Genomic DNA, 14264 nt, shown 5'->3' with positions numbered 1-14264 from the left:
CCGGCCCACGGACGGCGGCGCGTCCACATCACCCACATCACCGACGTCGGCCCCGGTCGGGGGCTTTCACGCCTCCGGGCTGTTCGAGGCCGAGCGGGGGCAGATCACCGCCTTCGTTCCCGTCGAGGCGACCCTGCGCGAGCGCTACCTGAAGGGCACGCTCGACGAGCCCGCCGACAGCGGCACATCGTGAAAGGCCACCGGCGTCAGCCGCGCGGCGGCCGGGTGGCGGTCTCCAGGTAGAAGGTGTCGATGCTCTGGACGGCCTGCTCGAACTCCGCGAGGTTGACGGGCTTGGTCACGTAGGCGTTGGCGTGGCTGTGGTAAGCGCTGGTGACGTCGTCCGGGGCGGCTGAGGTGGTGAGGACGACTACGGGGATGGTCTGGAGCTCCTCGTCCGCCTTGAGGATCTGGAGCAGTTCGCGGCCGTTCATACGCGGCATGTTGAGGTCGAGCACGATGAGGTCGGGACGCACGCTGTCCGGGGCGCGCAGGTGCTCCAGCGCGGCGACTCCGTCGGTGACCTGGACCAGGTTGCGGGCGCCGCGCTCGGAGAGGGCCTCCTCGATGAGGAGGGCGTCGGCGACGTCGTCTTCGACGAGCAGTACGTCGAAGGGGCGGGTGGGGGTGGTCATCATCGGATGCTCCGTGGGTGCTTCATTGGAGTGGGTGAAGAGTCCCGGCCAGCGGCGCCGGGCGCCCTGGCGCGTCATGTCGCTGGCTTCGCCGATCTGGGGGTAGCCGGCGCCCGCGCGGGCGGCGTCCACGGCCGCCGCGCGCTGGAGGCGTTCGGCGGCCCGCTGCAGATGCGTCAGCACGTGCAGCCGGGTCAGCGCGTGCGAGGGATCATCCGGTAGCAGGGAACGGGAGATGCCTTCCGTCACCTGATGGGTGATACGCCGCGCGAGTTCGTCGACCGCCGCGTCCGCGAGCGCGGCCATGTCCTGCGGGGCGGTCGGCACGACGAAGTTCTTGCCAGGCATGACCAGCAGAGTAAGCCCTCGGCATCACCCGCGACAACAACAGTTGTCACTGTCCTTTAGGGTGTGGCTGCGCCGCTGTGAGCGCAGCCGTCACTGCGGAGGAGACAGAGGATGACCGTCGATGAGAAGCCGCCGCATGTGCGGGAGCTGTCCAAGTGGACGACTCGGCGCTGGCTTCGCCTCGGAGTCACCGTCGCAATGTCCGTCCTGGCGCTGCTGGGGGCGACCGGAGCCTGGGTCCTCGATCGGACCGCGTCGATCAGCGACAACCTCGTGGACGTGAAATCGCCCGCGCTGACGACCTCGATCCGGCTGGAATCGGCGCTGCTCAACCAGGAGACGGGCATCCGCGGTTACGGACTCACCGGCACCACGGACTTCCTCGAGCCGTACCGGCAGGGGCTCAGCCAGCAGAAGACCTACACGAAGAACCTGTCGGACCTCCTCCAGGGCAACGCCGCACGCCTGCGCGACCTGAAGGACGTCGAGGACCACATCGAGAAGTGGCAGGCGCAGACCGCGCGGCCGATCGCGGCCTCACCGGCCGGCAAGCCCTCTCCCCTGGCGACTGAGAACGCGGCCAAGAGCAAGACGGCCTTCGACACCGTGCGGGTGGCCATGTCCGACCAGCAGGACCGACTGCGCGCCGACCGCGCGTCGGCCAGGGCGGATCTGGCTTCCACGATGCGACTGAGGAACTGGATCTTCACCGCCATCGCGGCCGTCATCGTGGCCCTCGCCGTCATCGTCTCCGAGGCGCTGCGCCGGGGTATCACAGGGCCTTTGGCACGGATCGGGGCGGACGCCCGGACCATCACGGACGGTGACTTCGGCCATCCGATCACCCCGACCGGCCCCGCCGACCTGCGGCAACTGAGCGGCGAGATCGAGTCCATGCGCCAACGGCTCGTGCGGGCACTGGACTTCAGCGAGGAGGCCCGACTGCGCCTGGACGCGCAGTCCGCCGACCTCAAGCGGTCCAACGCGGAGCTGGAACAGTTCGCATACGTGGCCTCGCACGATCTGCAGGAACCCCTGCGGAAGGTGTCCAGCTTCACCCAGCTGCTCCAACGGCGGTACGGCGGACAGCTCGACGAACGGGCGGACCAGTACATCGACTTCGCTGTCGACGGCGCCAACCGCATGCAGACCCTCATCAACGACCTGCTCGGCTTCTCCCGCGTGGGCCGCGTCCACAACACCCACCAGAGCGTCGACCTCAACACGGTGATGAAGCGGACCCTCACCGCCATCAGCGTCAGCATCGAGGAATCGGGAGCGGTGATCACCCGGGATGAACTGCCGACCCTGATCGCCGACTCCACGCAGATGGGCATGCTGTGGCAGAACCTGATCGGCAACGCCATCAAGTTCCGCCACCCCGGCGAGACACCGGTCGTCCACATCTCCGCCGAGCAGGATGGTGACTTCTGGCGGTTCGCCGTCACCGACAACGGCATCGGCATCGCCGCCGAGTACGCCGAGAAGGTGTTCGTCATCTTCCAGCGGCTGCACACCAAGGACCGGTACCAGGGAAGCGGCATCGGCCTCGCGATGTGCAAGAAGATCGTCGAGTTCCACGGCGGAACCATCTTCGTCGACCTCGAGCACACCGGCGGCACCCGCATCGTCTTCACACTGGCGAGCAAGCCCACGGAGCCGAGCGAGTCAGACGACTCGAACTCCGAGACGGTGGCGCTCCAGGGGCGGTGATCGCCCGGCGCGGACAGCGCGAGGAACAGCGTCGGCGTCTGCGGCCCGGTCGCCTTCACCGTGGTCCTCAGCGTCCCCGCACTGCTTGACGTCGCCTTCTTGACCGTCTTGTACGAGGAGGCGCCCGCCGCCTTGAACTGCAGGCTCACCGTGCGGCCCGCGTACCCCTGATACGTGTGGGTGGCCCAGTTCGCCCGTGTGACCCGCCCGGTCACCGTGATCGTCTTCCCTGCCACGACCGGCTCCGGCGAGGCGTTGACGGTGACGCGCGTGGCCGGCTTGACCTGCAACGGGAGGTGCTGGTCGTCGGTGTCGTGGGCACCACCGGCGAGGAAGACCTGGGCAGCGGTTCCCCAGGTGCCGGCGTCCGCGTGCCCCGCATCGGGCCGGGCCGGCCACGCGTCCGCTGACTGTGATCGGCGCCCGTCGCCAGAGCTCGTACTGCGGAGGGGCCTGTGGCGAGAGCCTGTCCGGGCTGGTGCGGGCGCGGTTCGCGTCTCAGCGTCGGGTGATCCACCCGGTCTCGGTGGCCCGGGCGATGGCATCGGGGAGGGTGGTGCCGCGGAACCCCGTACGGTCGACCAGCGGGCGGACGAGCAGGCCACTTGGGCAGGGAAAACGCAACTTCGACATGGCCCGCAGAGGCAGCTACCTTCACCTGGTCCTCGGCAACCGCCCACGGTCGCCCAGGAGTTCCCTCAGGTTGAGCCACCCGCGACGGGACGAGTCGGTCACGTCGCACGAATCCTCGCCCCACGCGTACGCCGCCGCACCGGGTCCACACCCGGCACCCGCAACCAGGGAGAGACGCATGCCCCATCTTGCGCTGTACACATTCGGCGTCCTGAAGTCACCTCTCGCCGATCCCGCACCTCTCACGCGCGAGTTCTACGACATCGGTGCGGCCGTCTACCGGAAGATCAGCCGGCACCCCGGGTACCTCGCTCATGCCGAAGCGGCAGACGCCGACCGGGGCACGCTCTTCGAGGCGGACTGGGGTGCATGGGGAGAGTTCGCCGTACCGACCTGGTACGGCAAGGGCCGTACGGTGGAAACCACCGCCCTGGCCGCGACCCTCTCGCTCTGGACCGACCTGCGCCCCGCCTTCGACGCCGTCTACACCGGTCTGCACCGTGAGGCGCTGAACAGGCGTCACGACTGGTTCGAGCGGACAGGGCACCCGCTTCACGTGTTCTGGTGGGCCGCCGACGGCGTGACACCCACCTGGCAGGACGGGGTTTCCAGGCTGGAACACCTCCACGACCACGGCTCCGCGCCGCACGCCTTCACCTTCCACCACTCGTTCACCCCGGAGGGAACTCCGACCCGGATCAGCCGCACCATGGCCGACTCCCCCTCACCACATCGGGCCGACTCTGCGTGACAGACTCCGCGCGCTCCCCAACCGCTCGCAGAGTCGGCCTGGTTGACGGAGGGGAACCGGCCTTCCCTTCCGGTGCGGACCGGATGGCACGCCCGCTCGGCGAAGCCACCGTGCGGGCGCCGCGGAGTCCGTCCGTCACCACCGCACCGGTCAGTTGTGGACTGCCATGCAGTGCACCATGCCGCTGGCGGTCACCGAGAGCCAGTCGCGGGTGGTCAGGCCGTCCTGGCCGCACCACGCCTCGCGGGCAACGGTCGCCAGGAGGGCACAGATCCAGCAGCCCGGCACTGGAACGAAGGCATTGGCAGGTGGAGTGGTTGAGGAGGGATCGTCAGGCATTGGGCTGCCGTTCTGCGGCGCGTGGGGGGGGCGGCGGCAGGCACTGCCGGTGGGGCGATGTGCCGGCGCGCCCCGTCATGCGTCCCGACGGGCAGGCCGCCCGTCGCCCGCTGAGTCAGCTCTTGGGCATCAGGACGGTGTCGACGATGTACACGTTGGCGTTGGCGGTCTTCACGTTGCCGCAGACGACCTTCGAGGAGCCGTTCACGGTGTACGACTCGCCGGAGCCCGAGGTCATGACCTTCGACTTCTCCAGGGTGTCGAAGGAACCCTTCTCCAGGTCCTTCGGCACGAGCTTCTGACCGACGACGTGGTAGGTCAGGATCTTCGTCAGCTGGGCCTTGTCGCCCAGAACCTTGTCCAGGGTGGCCTTCGGGATCTTGTTGAAGGCGTCGTTGGTCGGCGCGAACACCGTGATGTTCTGGGCGTTGTTCAGCGTGTCGACCAGACCGGCCTTCTTCACGGCCGCGACCAGCGTGGACAGCGCCGGGTTGTTCGAGGCGGCGGTGGCGACCGGGTCCGTGGCCATCCCGTCGAAGGAACCGGCACCGTTCTTCGGCACCGAGGAACAGGCGGAGCCGAACGGCTGATCCATCTTGCTCGCGCTGCTGTCCGAGGAGCCGCCCATGCCGTTGCCCGCGGAGGCCGAAGCCGACGCCTTGTCCTTGGAGTCGGACTTGTCGGAGTCACTGCCGGAGCAGGCGCTGAGTGTCAGCGGCAGTACAGCGGCGACGGCGAGCAGGCCCACGGTGCGACGGGTACGGGTGTTCATCAGAGTCTCCAGTTCAACGCTGCAGCGTCATGCTGCCGTTCAGAAACAACGCAGAAGGAAGACTGGACGCGTGGGCCCCAGCGCCGACATCATCGGCGCGACCCTGTGCACCCGGTGAGCAGTGCGGTCCGGCGGGTCGCGGAACCGGCCTGATCTTCCTTCACGGAGGGAATCCGTTTCCGCCGCCGGTACGGATTGGTCAGATTCCCTGCCGGGTGAAAAATCTCCCGGACCAGGCGGTTCGGCACAGGGTGTTGCGCGATCAGAGTCTCGGCGGAGTCCGCCCCCCCACCTCGTCATGGCCAGGTGCCGGTGATCCGCAACGGCGCCTCCCCCTGGACTGCCCACCGCGCCCGGGTTCGCCCGAACGGCCTACGACGGTGATGTCGGATCGTGGGCTGGTGGCGAGGCGCTCGGCAAGGACGTGGTCGCGCGGCCGAGGTCGAGAAGGAATCGGACGGCGCCGAGCATCCGCGAAGTCACGGGTCCACCTGCTCACTACAGCAGTCTGGCTCACACGTTCATGCGATCACCCATATGGCTGATGCGGCCCCCTGGACCTTGAGTCAATTCCGCCACCTGGCCGCACCGGCTGTATGCCTCGCGCGCACTACACCCCTACCGGCCGAGCGCACCAGCAGACATGCCGCGGCGCTCGAAGTAACCGCGTGCTCCGCAGGACCGAATATGCGCGGGGCGAGCACAAGCCCGTGCCCCGCTCCACGTGACCTTCGTAGCCGCAAGGTCGATACTGCCGACAGTAGTACTGCCATCTCAACGTCACAGACCGCCCACCCACACCTGGCAGCCCAAGACGAGAGTCAGCATGAGGTCAGCATCCGAAGCTCGCGTCCGACCGCCGGGGACCGCCAAGATCAGAAACTGAGCCAACCCAGCCTGACCAGCAAAAATACTTGCCCATAGGCCCGTCTGTTCGCCTCATCAGGAGGTACCGATGAAGATGTTGATCAATGTCCCGGAGACCGTGGTGGCGGATGCGCTGCGGGGGATGGCGGCCGCGTATCCGGATCTGAACGTGGATGTGGAGAACCGGGTGATCGTCCGGAGGGACGCGCCGGTGGCCGGGCAGGTGGGGCTCGTTTCCGGGGGCGGGTCGGGGCATGAGCCGCTGCATGGCGGGTTCGTCGGGCCGGGCATGCTGGCCGCGGCCTGTCCGGGAGAGGTGTTCACCTCGCCGGTGCCGGATCAGATGGCGCGGGCCGCGGCGGCCGTGGACAGCGGGGCCGGGGTGCTGTTCGTCGTGAAGAACTACACCGGTGACGTGCTCAACTTCGACATGGCCGCCGAACTCGTCGAGGACGAGGGCATCCAGGTCGGCAAGGTCCTCGTCAACGACGATGTCGCGGTCACCGACAGCCTCTACACCGCCGGCCGGCGCGGCACCGGGGCGACCTTGTTCGTGGAGAAGATCGCGGGTGCGGCGGCGGCCGAGGGGCAGCCGTTGGAGCGGGTGGAGGCCATCGGCCGCCAGGTCAACGACAGCTCGCGCAGCTTCGGCGTGGCCCTCAGCTCCGTCACCACCCCGGCCAAGGGCTCCCCCACCTTCGATCTGCCGCCGGGCGAACTGGAGTTGGGCATCGGCATCCACGGTGAGCCGGGGCGGGAGCGGCGCCCGATGATGACCTCCGGGGAGATCGCCGACTTCGCGGTGAACGCCATCCTGGACGACATGACGCCGCGCGGCCCGGTGCTGGTCCTGGTCAACGGCATGGGCGCCACCCCGCTGCTGGAGCTGTTCGGCTTCAACGCCGAGGTGCAGCGGGTGCTGGCGGAGCGGGGCGTGGCCGTCGCCCGCACGCTCGTCGGCAACTACGTCACCTCGCTCGACATGGCGGGCGCCTCCGTCACCCTGTGCCAGGTCGACGAGGAACTGCTGCGGCTGTGGGACGCGCCGGTCAGGACCCCGGCGCTGCGCTGGGGGATGTGATACGGCGGAGTCAGTGGTCAACATCCCTACCAGCCAAGGAGATCCAGTGCTCGACGCCGACTTCTTCCGCCGTTGGATCACGGCGACCGCCGCGTCCGTGGACCGGGAGGCACAGCGGCTCACCGCCCTCGACTCGGCCATCGGCGACGCCGACCACGGCAGCAATCTCCAGCGCGGCTTCACGGCCGTGCTGGCCACCTTGGAGAAGGAGGCACCGGACACGCCGGGTGCCGTGCTGACGCTGGCCGGCCGCCAGCTGATCTCCACGGTCGGCGGGGCGTCCGGGCCGCTGTACGGCACGTTGCTGCGCCGGGCCGGGAAGGTGCTCGGGGACGCGCCCGAGGTCAGCGAGGCGCAGCTGGCGGAGGCGTTGCGGGCCGGAGTGGACGGGGTGACGGCGCTCGGCGGGGCGGCGCCCGGTGACAAGACCATGCTGGACGCGCTGATCCCGGCCGTGGAGGCGCTCGGTGACGGTTTCGACGCCGCGCGCCGGGCCGCCGAGTCCGGCGCGGTGGAGACGACCCCGATGCAGGCCCGTAAGGGGCGGGCGAGCTATCTCGGGGAGCGCAGTATCGGTCATCAGGACCCCGGCGCCACCTCGTCGGCCCTGTTGATCGCTGCGCTGGTGACGGCGGCGGAGGGAGGCTCCGATGAGTGACGAGCAGTATGTCGGGATCGTGCTGGTGTCGCACAGCGCGGAGGTCGCCGAGTCGGTGGCCGGGCTGGCGAAGGCCCTGGCGGGCGGTGCCACCGTGGTGCCGGTCGCCGCGGCGGGCGGTACGGAGGGCGGCGGCTTCGGCACCAGCGCCGAGCTGATATCCGCCGCTTCGGCCGCCGTGGACCAGGGCGCGGGGGTCGCGGTCCTCACCGACCTGGGCAGCGCGGTGCTCACGGTGAAGGCGCTGCTCGCCGAGGGCGACGAACTCCCGGCCGATACGCGCCTGGTGGACGCCCCGTTCGTGGAGGGCGCGGTGGCCGCCGTGGTGACGGCGGCGACGGGTGCCGGTCTGGACGCGGTGGTGGCCTCCGCGACGGAGGCGTACGCCTACCGCAAGGTGTGAGCGCCGGGCCGGTCCCCGCCACCGGGGGCCGGCCCGCACGCCGTCAGCCCGTGCGCCCGACGAACTTCCGGGCCAGCTCCTCCCCCTTGGCCACCGCGTCCGCGTGGTCCTCGATCGGCTGCGCCCGCGTGTCGCGGAAGACGATGTACGTGACGCCGGAAGGGGCTCCGCCGTCGCGCGGGTCGGGGTCGATGCCCAGGGCGCGGGCGGTGGCGTAGGACGCCTCGCCGATGATGTCGCGGGGGCCGGTGTCGCCGACGACGGCGTACCGCACCCGGTCGCGGTAGAGCACGGCGGCCACGGAGCCGCCCCGGACGCCGTGGGCGCGGTGGTCCCAGATGGTGCTGGTGGGCGGGATGACGATGTAGGGCAGCCGTTCGGCGTCGAGCGGGCGGCCGTCGGACTGCGGGAAAGCGGTGGCCGGGGAGAAGTAGGGGTCGGTGCCGCGGTTGCAGCGGGCGCCGGGCCGGCCGTCGCAGTCGATGTCCAGGTCCGCCTTCCAGAACACCGCGTCGCGGGTGCCGCACACCGGGATCTCGGCGGGGCCTGCGGCGTCCTCGCGGTAGCGGCCGTGCGAGACCTGTGCGCACTCGCGCGTCCTGGCCCGTAGTTCGGCGGCGGTCACCGGTGCCTCGTAGCGCGTCGCGGGCCGTTCACCGAGGGGTACGGCAGCGGCGGCGGGCGGCAGCGTCGGGGCGAGCAGGGCGGCACCGGCCAGGACCGGCGTCAACGACGGAAAACGCACGCTGGAGAACCTCCCGTAGGGGACATTCCGGACACCATCACCCACGTGGGTGGCGAGAGGCGCGTACGGCTGCCGCTTTGCGGCCGGATAGGGCACGTTCTGCGGCCGGATGGAGCAGCTCACGGGGGGCCGGAGGGCCGGACCGGCGAGGGTCCGGCCCCCGGCCGCCCGCGTCGGCGCGGGTTCGGCGACGACAGCGTTTCCGCGCCACGGACGTGAACTCGCCTCCATGCCGGGGTAGTTCACGCCTCAGGGAAACCACAGCATACGTAATGCCCGGACACTCTCACCAGCACGGCCCCCTTGCCGGGGTGGCCCGGCGGGCGCCATATTGGTCCGAACCTTTGCCGTGATGCGGGCCTCCGGGAGGCAGCGCCGTGCGACGTGTTCCCCTCCGCCCCGGCCACTGCGTGCCGGTCTGCGCGGCCCTCCTGCTGGCCGTCTCCTGCGGTACGCCCGACGGCGGGTCCGACGACGGCCCGGCTCCCGGTGCTCCGACCGGTGTCACCGCCGACGCGGGGAGCGCCACCAGCGTCCATGTGATGTGGAACGCGGCCGGGTCCGGCGTCCATACCTACGAGGTATATCGCGGCACCACAAAAGTCGGTGAAGTACCGGCCGCACAGCACATGGTGGATGTCACCAGGCTCAAGCCGTCCACCCCGTACGTCTTCACCGTGCGGGCCCGGAGCGCGGACGGACGCCTCGGGCCGCCGAGCCGGGAAGTACAGGCCCGGACGCCCGCCTATGTGGCGGCAGACCACTCGGCGCCGAGCCGCCCCGACCGCGTGACCGGGCGGGTGGTGGACGGCCGCGCGGTCCAGCTGTCCTGGACGGCCGCGCACGACGACCGGGGTGTGCGGTCGTACGCCGTCCAGCAGGGCGGGGTGAAGATCCACGGAGTGGGCGGCGGCCAGACCGCGACCGTGGTCACCGGACTGCGCCCCGGCGCCCGCTACACGTTCACCGTCCGGGCCCAGGACGCGGCGGGCAACCTCTCCCCCGCGAGCGCTCCGGTCCGGCTCACCACACCGGGCACGGACGACCGCCGGGGCACCGCGCCGAGCGGATTCGACGTGACCTCCCGCCGTTCCGCAGGGTCGTACTACCTCGATCTCGCCTGGGACCCGCCGCGGGTGGACGGGGTGATCGCCGAGTACCAGATCCGGCTGGACGGGGGCACGGACAGTTCCCTGGTCTGGGGCGGCACGCCACCACATGGCCGCGCGCACCACAGCCTGTACGCCGGGCGCGAGGCCGGGGAGGTCCACCGGGTGCGGCTGCGGGCCCGGCTGCCGGACGGCACCTGGGGCGGCTTCTCGGCGGAACGGACCGTCACGACGGGCCGCTGACCGGGCGGACCCCGGACGGCGGAGTGCGTCACCTGTGCGGACGCCCTGCGCATGCGGCGCCGTGTGGGGCCGCGTTGGCTGCTTCTGGGGCAGCACGGATGTTTCCCGACCCCAGGCGGCGCATGGGACGTACCGCCACCGTGCCGCCGGAGGCGAGCCCATGCGCTACTCCCGATTTCTCTCCCGTGCCGCCACTCCTCTGGCCGCCGTCGCGCTGCCCCTCGCGCTCGCCGGGCCGTCCGCGGCCGTGGCGGGGATCTCCGTCAGCACCACGGGTACCAATGTGTCGGTGGTGACCAGCGCCTGCGTCCAGAACAACGGCAGTTGGGGCACCGCCTCCCTGCTGGGCAGCGGGCGGACGAGCTTCGCCCAGGGGCGCCAGGTCGCGCTGTCCGGTACGACGGTCAGCCAGTCGGCCGCCTGGTCGGCGGTGGCGCCGGGGACGTACACGGTGATGGTGAGGTGCTCCAACGGCGTCTCGGCGGGCACCCAGGTCGTCATCGTGTCGGCGCCCGCCACCCCGACCCGCGCCGCCACTCCCACACCGTCGCGGGGCGTGGCCGGCGGCCTGGGCGGCTCGACCCGTGACTACGGCACGCTCACCCTGGGGGCGGGCGCGGCGCTGGTGGGTTCGGCGGTCATCGCGGGCGCCTGGTTCCTGCGCCGACGGCCGAGGCCGCACCGGCGGTACTGACCACCGGGCCCGGATCACTGCTCCGGCGCGTCCGGCTCCAGCTCGGGGAACTCCTTCAGCGCCTCGGTGAGCCACTGGGCCCAGAACGTCTCCAGGTCGATCCCGGCCCGCAGGACCAGATGGCGCAGCCGGTCCTGCGGGGAGTCCCGGCCGGGCGGGAAGTCGCGCTTCTCGATCTCCTGGTACTCGGCCAACTGACTCTCGTGCAGCTCCAGATGGCGCCGCATGTCGGCCGCGAGGCCCGCCGTGCCGACCACCGCCGCCGCCCGCAGCCGGAGCAGCATCGCGTCCCGCAGCGGCTTGGGGTCCTGGGGCGCTGCGGTCCAGCGGGCCAGCTCGGCGCGGCCCGCGGGCAGAACCTCGTAACTCTTCTTCTGCCCACGGGCGGGCTGCGCGGACGGCAGGGCGCGGATGAACCCCTCGGCCTCCAGTTTCCCCAGCTCGCGGTAGATCTGCTGGTGGGTCGACGACCAGAAGTAGCCGATCGACTTGTCGAACCGCCGGGTCAGTTCCAGACCCGAGGACGGCTTCTCCAGCAGGGCGGTGAGGATGGCGTGCGGGAGTGACATGGGCTCATCCTAGGGACGCGCGGCCTCTACAACGCCGCCGCCAGCTCGGTGCCCTGCTTGATGGCCCGCTTGGCGTCGAGTTCGGCCGCGAGGTCGGCGCCGCCGATCAGATGGGCGTTATGGCCGGCGGCGACCAGCTGCTCGTACAGGTCGCGGCGCGGTTCCTGGCCGGTGCACAGGACGATGGTGTCGACCTCCAGGACGTGGCTCTCCTCGCCGACGGTGATGTGCAGTCCGGCGTCGTCGATCCGGTCGTAGCGCACGCCGGGGACCATGGTGACGCCCCGGTGCTTCAGCTCGGTGCGATGAATCCAGCCGGTGGTCTTGCCGAGTCCGGCCCCGACCTTGCCGGCCTTGCGCTGGAGGAGGTGGACGGTGCGCGGGGACGCGGGGCGACTGGGCACGGCGAGGCCGCCGGGGGCCGCGTAGTCGGTGTCGACGCCCCAGGTGCGGAAGTAGGTCTCGGGGTCCTCGCTCGCCTTGTCGCCGGCGTCGGTGAGGAACTCGGCCACGTCGAAGCCGATGCCGCCCGCTCCGAGCACGGCGACGCGGTCACCGACGGGGGCACCGTCGCGCAGCACGTCGAGGTAGCCGACGACGCGCGGGTGGTCGATGCCGGGGATGTCGGGGGTGCGCGGGGTGACGCCGGTGGCGACGACGACCTCGTCGAACCCGGCGAGGTCGCCGGGGGTGATCCAGGTGCCGAGGCGTACGTCGACGCCGTGCGCGTCGAGCTGGTGGCGGAAGTAGCGCAGGGTCTCGTCGAACTCCTGCTTGCCGGGGACCTTGCGGGCCACGTTGAGCTGGCCGCCGATCTCGTGCGCGGCGTCGAACAGGGTGACCTGGTGGCCGCGTTCGGCGGCGGAGACCGCGCAGGCCAGGCCCGCGGGTCCGGCGCCGACGACGGCGACGCGCTTCGTCAGCCGGGTCGGGGTGAGCACGAGTTCGGTCTCGTGGCAGGCACGGGGGTTGACCAGGCAGGAGGTGATCTTGCCGCTGAAGGTGTGGTCCAGGCACGCCTGGTTGCAGCCGATGCAGGTGTTGATGGCCTCGGGGCGGCCCTCGGCGGCCTTGGCGACGAAGTCGGGGTCGGCGAGCATCGGGCGGGCCACAGAAACCATGTCGGCGCGGCCGTCGGCGAGCAACTCCTCGGCGAGTTCCGGGGTGTTGATGCGGTTGGTGGTAACCAGGGGCACGGACACCTCGCCCATGAGCTTCTTCGTGACCCAGCTGTAGGCGCCGCGCGGCACGGAGGTGGCGATGGTGGGGATACGGGCCTCGTGCCAGCCGATGCCGGTGTTGATGATGGTCGCGCCGGCCGCCTCGACGGCCTTGGCGAGGGTGACGACCTCGGGCAGGGAGGAGCCGCCGGGGACGAGGTCCAGCATCGAGAGGCGGTAGATGATGATGAAGTCCTCGCCGACCGCCTCGCGGACACGGCGGACGATCTCGACGGGGAACCGCATCCGGTTCTCGTACGAGCCGCCCCAGCGGTCGGTGCGCTGGTTGGTGCCGGCGGCGATGAACTCGTTGATGAGGTAGCCCTCGGAGCCCATGATCTCGACGCCGTCGTATCCGGCCTGCCGGGCGAGGCGGGCGGTGCGGACGTAGTCCTCGATGGTCCGCTCGATGTCGGCATCGGTCAGCTCGCGGGGGACGTGGGGGCTGATCGGGGCCTGGAGCGGGCTCGGGGCGACCAGGTCGCGATGGTAGGCGTAGCGGCCGAAGTGCAGGATCTGGAGGGCGATGCGGCCGCCCTCGTGGTGGACGGCGTCGGTGACGACGCGGTGTTCCTCCGCCTCGGCCTCGGTGGTGAGCTTGGCGCCGCCCTCGTAGGGGCGCCCCTCGTCGTTGGGGGCGATGCCGCCGGTGACGATGAGGCCCACTCCGCCGCGCGCGCGGGCCGCGTAGAAGGCCGCCATCCGCTCGGAGCCGCGCTCGGCCTCCTCCAGACCCACGTGCATGGAGCCCATGAGTACGCGGTTGGGCAGGGTGGTGAATCCCAGGTCGAGCGGGGACATCAGGTGCGGGTAACGGCTCATCGGGCCCTCCGTGGGGGTGCGGTCGCTTCTTGTTGTAGAGCAACCGCTCCCCTTTTTGCAACTAGTTGCAAAAGGATGGGACGGAGGGCACATAGGCGGAGCACACGTGGGTGTGGCGCACATGGGTATGGCGCACATAGGCCGAGGACACATAGGCGTGGCGCACACCGGCGGAGGCCACACAGCAGAGTGCCCCGGCCGACGGGGGTCGGCCGGGGCACCTCGTACGAGGGATGCGGGTCAGCGGCTGCCCAGCAGCAGGTGGAGTTCCCGCTCCTGGTCACCGGAGGCCGTGGCGGTCTCCTGGACGATGAACATCTCGTCCAGCGCCTCCCGGAACCGGTCCACCGCCCAGTACCCGCCCTGCACGTCCGCCTGGACGGACGAGCTGAGCTTGGCGGGCGGACACTTCCCGGTGTGGGAGTCCGCGATGTCGTACGTACCGAGCCACACCATCGGGCGCGTCTCGTCCTGCTGCTGCGGTGCGTCGCTCGCGTCACGGTCCGACGCGAAGCAGGCGCTCAGCACATCGAAGACCACGCGCGCGTCGTCCGGCGAACACCCGCTGATCTCCACCGAGACGCTTTCCGGGTGCGATGCCTCCGTGTTCGTCATGTCCGCTCCTTTCCTGGCCGTGCCGCGCTGGTCGGGTACCCCGGCCC

The 14264-nt window shown here is 70.7% G+C and carries 13 protein-coding genes and 1 pseudogene; 7 read left to right on the top strand and 7 right to left on the bottom strand.

Features of this window, described 5'->3' with window-relative positions; all coding sequences use genetic code 11:
* Positions 1–206 precede the first annotated feature (206 nt).
* Positions 207–983 (bottom strand): response regulator, encoded by a 777-nt coding sequence (locus ACIGA3_RS15530; protein WP_399715108.1) that lies wholly within the window; start codon positions 981–983, stop codon positions 207–209.
* Positions 984–1094: 111 nt separating this feature from the next.
* Between ACIGA3_RS15530 and ACIGA3_RS15525 the strand changes: the two genes are divergently transcribed.
* On the top strand, positions 1095–2696 hold the full coding sequence (locus tag ACIGA3_RS15525; RefSeq protein WP_399715105.1) for an ATP-binding protein: 1602 nt from the start codon (positions 1095–1097) through the stop codon (positions 2694–2696).
* Positions 2697–2743: 47 nt separating this feature from the next.
* Here the strand turns inward: ACIGA3_RS15525 and ACIGA3_RS15520 are convergent.
* Positions 2744–3073: pseudogene (locus tag ACIGA3_RS15520) on the bottom strand (hypothetical protein); the annotation flags it as partial.
* A gap of 434 nt (positions 3074–3507) precedes the next feature.
* Between ACIGA3_RS15520 and ACIGA3_RS15515 the strand changes: the two are divergent.
* A complete protein-coding gene (locus tag ACIGA3_RS15515) occupies positions 3508–4080 on the top strand; it encodes a DUF3291 domain-containing protein (protein WP_399715102.1) in 573 nt (190 codons plus the stop codon).
* A 454-nt stretch (positions 4081–4534) separates the two neighbouring features.
* Here ACIGA3_RS15515 and ACIGA3_RS15510 read toward each other — a convergent pair whose 3' ends face one another.
* Positions 4535–5191: a fasciclin domain-containing protein gene (locus ACIGA3_RS15510; protein WP_399715100.1), complete on the bottom strand. Its 657-nt coding sequence runs from the start codon at positions 5189–5191 to the stop codon at positions 4535–4537.
* A 955-nt stretch (positions 5192–6146) separates the two neighbouring features.
* On the opposite strand from ACIGA3_RS15510, the gene dhaK reads away from it, so the two are divergent.
* The 3 genes from dhaK to ACIGA3_RS15495 are packed head-to-tail and all read left to right on the top strand — an operon-like array spanning position 6147 to position 8200.
* Positions 6147–7139 (top strand): dihydroxyacetone kinase subunit DhaK, encoded by a 993-nt coding sequence (gene dhaK, locus ACIGA3_RS15505; protein WP_399715097.1) that lies wholly within the window; start codon positions 6147–6149, stop codon positions 7137–7139.
* Positions 7140–7185: 46 nt separating this feature from the next.
* A complete protein-coding gene (gene dhaL, locus ACIGA3_RS15500; protein ID WP_399715094.1) occupies positions 7186–7797 on the top strand; it encodes a dihydroxyacetone kinase subunit DhaL in 612 nt (203 codons plus the stop codon).
* Positions 7790–8200: a PTS-dependent dihydroxyacetone kinase phosphotransferase subunit DhaM gene (locus tag ACIGA3_RS15495; protein WP_399715091.1), complete on the top strand. Its 411-nt coding sequence runs from the start codon at positions 7790–7792 to the stop codon at positions 8198–8200. Before dhaL ends, ACIGA3_RS15495 begins: the two co-directional genes overlap by 8 nt.
* 43 nt (positions 8201–8243) lie before the next feature.
* On the opposite strand, the gene ACIGA3_RS15490 is transcribed toward ACIGA3_RS15495, so the two are convergent.
* Positions 8244–8945: a glycoside hydrolase family 75 protein gene (locus tag ACIGA3_RS15490; RefSeq protein WP_399715088.1), complete on the bottom strand. Its 702-nt coding sequence runs from the start codon at positions 8943–8945 to the stop codon at positions 8244–8246.
* Between the two features lie 377 nt (positions 8946–9322).
* On the opposite strand from ACIGA3_RS15490, the gene ACIGA3_RS15485 reads away from it, so the two are divergent.
* Together ACIGA3_RS15485 and ACIGA3_RS15480 are read left to right on the top strand one after the other, a co-directional pair.
* Positions 9323–10297: a fibronectin type III domain-containing protein gene (locus tag ACIGA3_RS15485; protein ID WP_399715085.1), complete on the top strand. Its 975-nt coding sequence runs from the start codon at positions 9323–9325 to the stop codon at positions 10295–10297.
* 160 nt (positions 10298–10457) lie between these two features.
* On the top strand, positions 10458–10991 hold the full coding sequence (locus ACIGA3_RS15480; protein ID WP_399715082.1) for a hypothetical protein: 534 nt from the start codon (positions 10458–10460) through the stop codon (positions 10989–10991).
* A gap of 14 nt (positions 10992–11005) precedes the next feature.
* Here ACIGA3_RS15480 and ACIGA3_RS15475 read toward each other — a convergent pair whose 3' ends face one another.
* The 3 genes from ACIGA3_RS15475 to ACIGA3_RS15465 form a co-directional block, all read right to left on the bottom strand.
* A complete protein-coding gene (locus ACIGA3_RS15475; RefSeq protein ID WP_399715080.1) occupies positions 11006–11560 on the bottom strand; it encodes a PadR family transcriptional regulator in 555 nt (184 codons plus the stop codon).
* Positions 11561–11586: 26 nt separating this feature from the next.
* Entirely contained in the window at positions 11587–13602 is a 2016-nt protein-coding gene (locus ACIGA3_RS15470; RefSeq protein WP_399715077.1) for an FAD-dependent oxidoreductase, read from the bottom strand.
* Positions 13603–13842: 240 nt separating this feature from the next.
* Positions 13843–14217: a hypothetical protein gene (locus tag ACIGA3_RS15465; protein WP_399715074.1), complete on the bottom strand. Its 375-nt coding sequence runs from the start codon at positions 14215–14217 to the stop codon at positions 13843–13845.
* Between the last annotated feature and the right edge of the window lie 47 nt (positions 14218–14264).

It is taken from the genome of Streptomyces sp. NPDC085596 (genome assembly GCF_044541565.1).
GTDB lineage: Bacteria > Actinomycetota > Actinomycetes > Streptomycetales > Streptomycetaceae > Streptomyces.
This window is presented reverse-complemented; position numbering and strand designations above follow the sequence as displayed.

Excerpts from the sequence above, each read along its gene's own strand:
- ACIGA3_RS15530 (WP_399715108.1), bottom strand. The coding sequence starts at position 983 with ATGCCTGGCAAGAACTTCGTCGTGCCGACCGCCCCGCAGGACATGGCC.
- ACIGA3_RS15525 (WP_399715105.1), top strand. The coding sequence starts at position 1,095 with ATGACCGTCGATGAGAAGCCGCCGCATGTGCGGGAGCTGTCCAAGTGG.
- ACIGA3_RS15515 (WP_399715102.1), top strand. The coding sequence starts at position 3,508 with ATGCCCCATCTTGCGCTGTACACATTCGGCGTCCTGAAGTCACCTCTC.
- ACIGA3_RS15510 (WP_399715100.1), bottom strand. The coding sequence starts at position 5,191 with ATGAACACCCGTACCCGTCGCACCGTGGGCCTGCTCGCCGTCGCCGCT.
- dhaK (WP_399715097.1), top strand. The coding sequence starts at position 6,147 with ATGAAGATGTTGATCAATGTCCCGGAGACCGTGGTGGCGGATGCGCTG.
- ACIGA3_RS15495 (WP_399715091.1), top strand. The coding sequence starts at position 7,790 with ATGAGTGACGAGCAGTATGTCGGGATCGTGCTGGTGTCGCACAGCGCG.
- ACIGA3_RS15480 (WP_399715082.1), top strand. The coding sequence starts at position 10,458 with ATGCGCTACTCCCGATTTCTCTCCCGTGCCGCCACTCCTCTGGCCGCC.
- ACIGA3_RS15475 (WP_399715080.1), bottom strand. The coding sequence starts at position 11,560 with ATGTCACTCCCGCACGCCATCCTCACCGCCCTGCTGGAGAAGCCGTCC.
- ACIGA3_RS15470 (WP_399715077.1), bottom strand. The coding sequence starts at position 13,602 with ATGAGCCGTTACCCGCACCTGATGTCCCCGCTCGACCTGGGATTCACC.
- ACIGA3_RS15465 (WP_399715074.1), bottom strand. The coding sequence starts at position 14,217 with ATGACGAACACGGAGGCATCGCACCCGGAAAGCGTCTCGGTGGAGATC.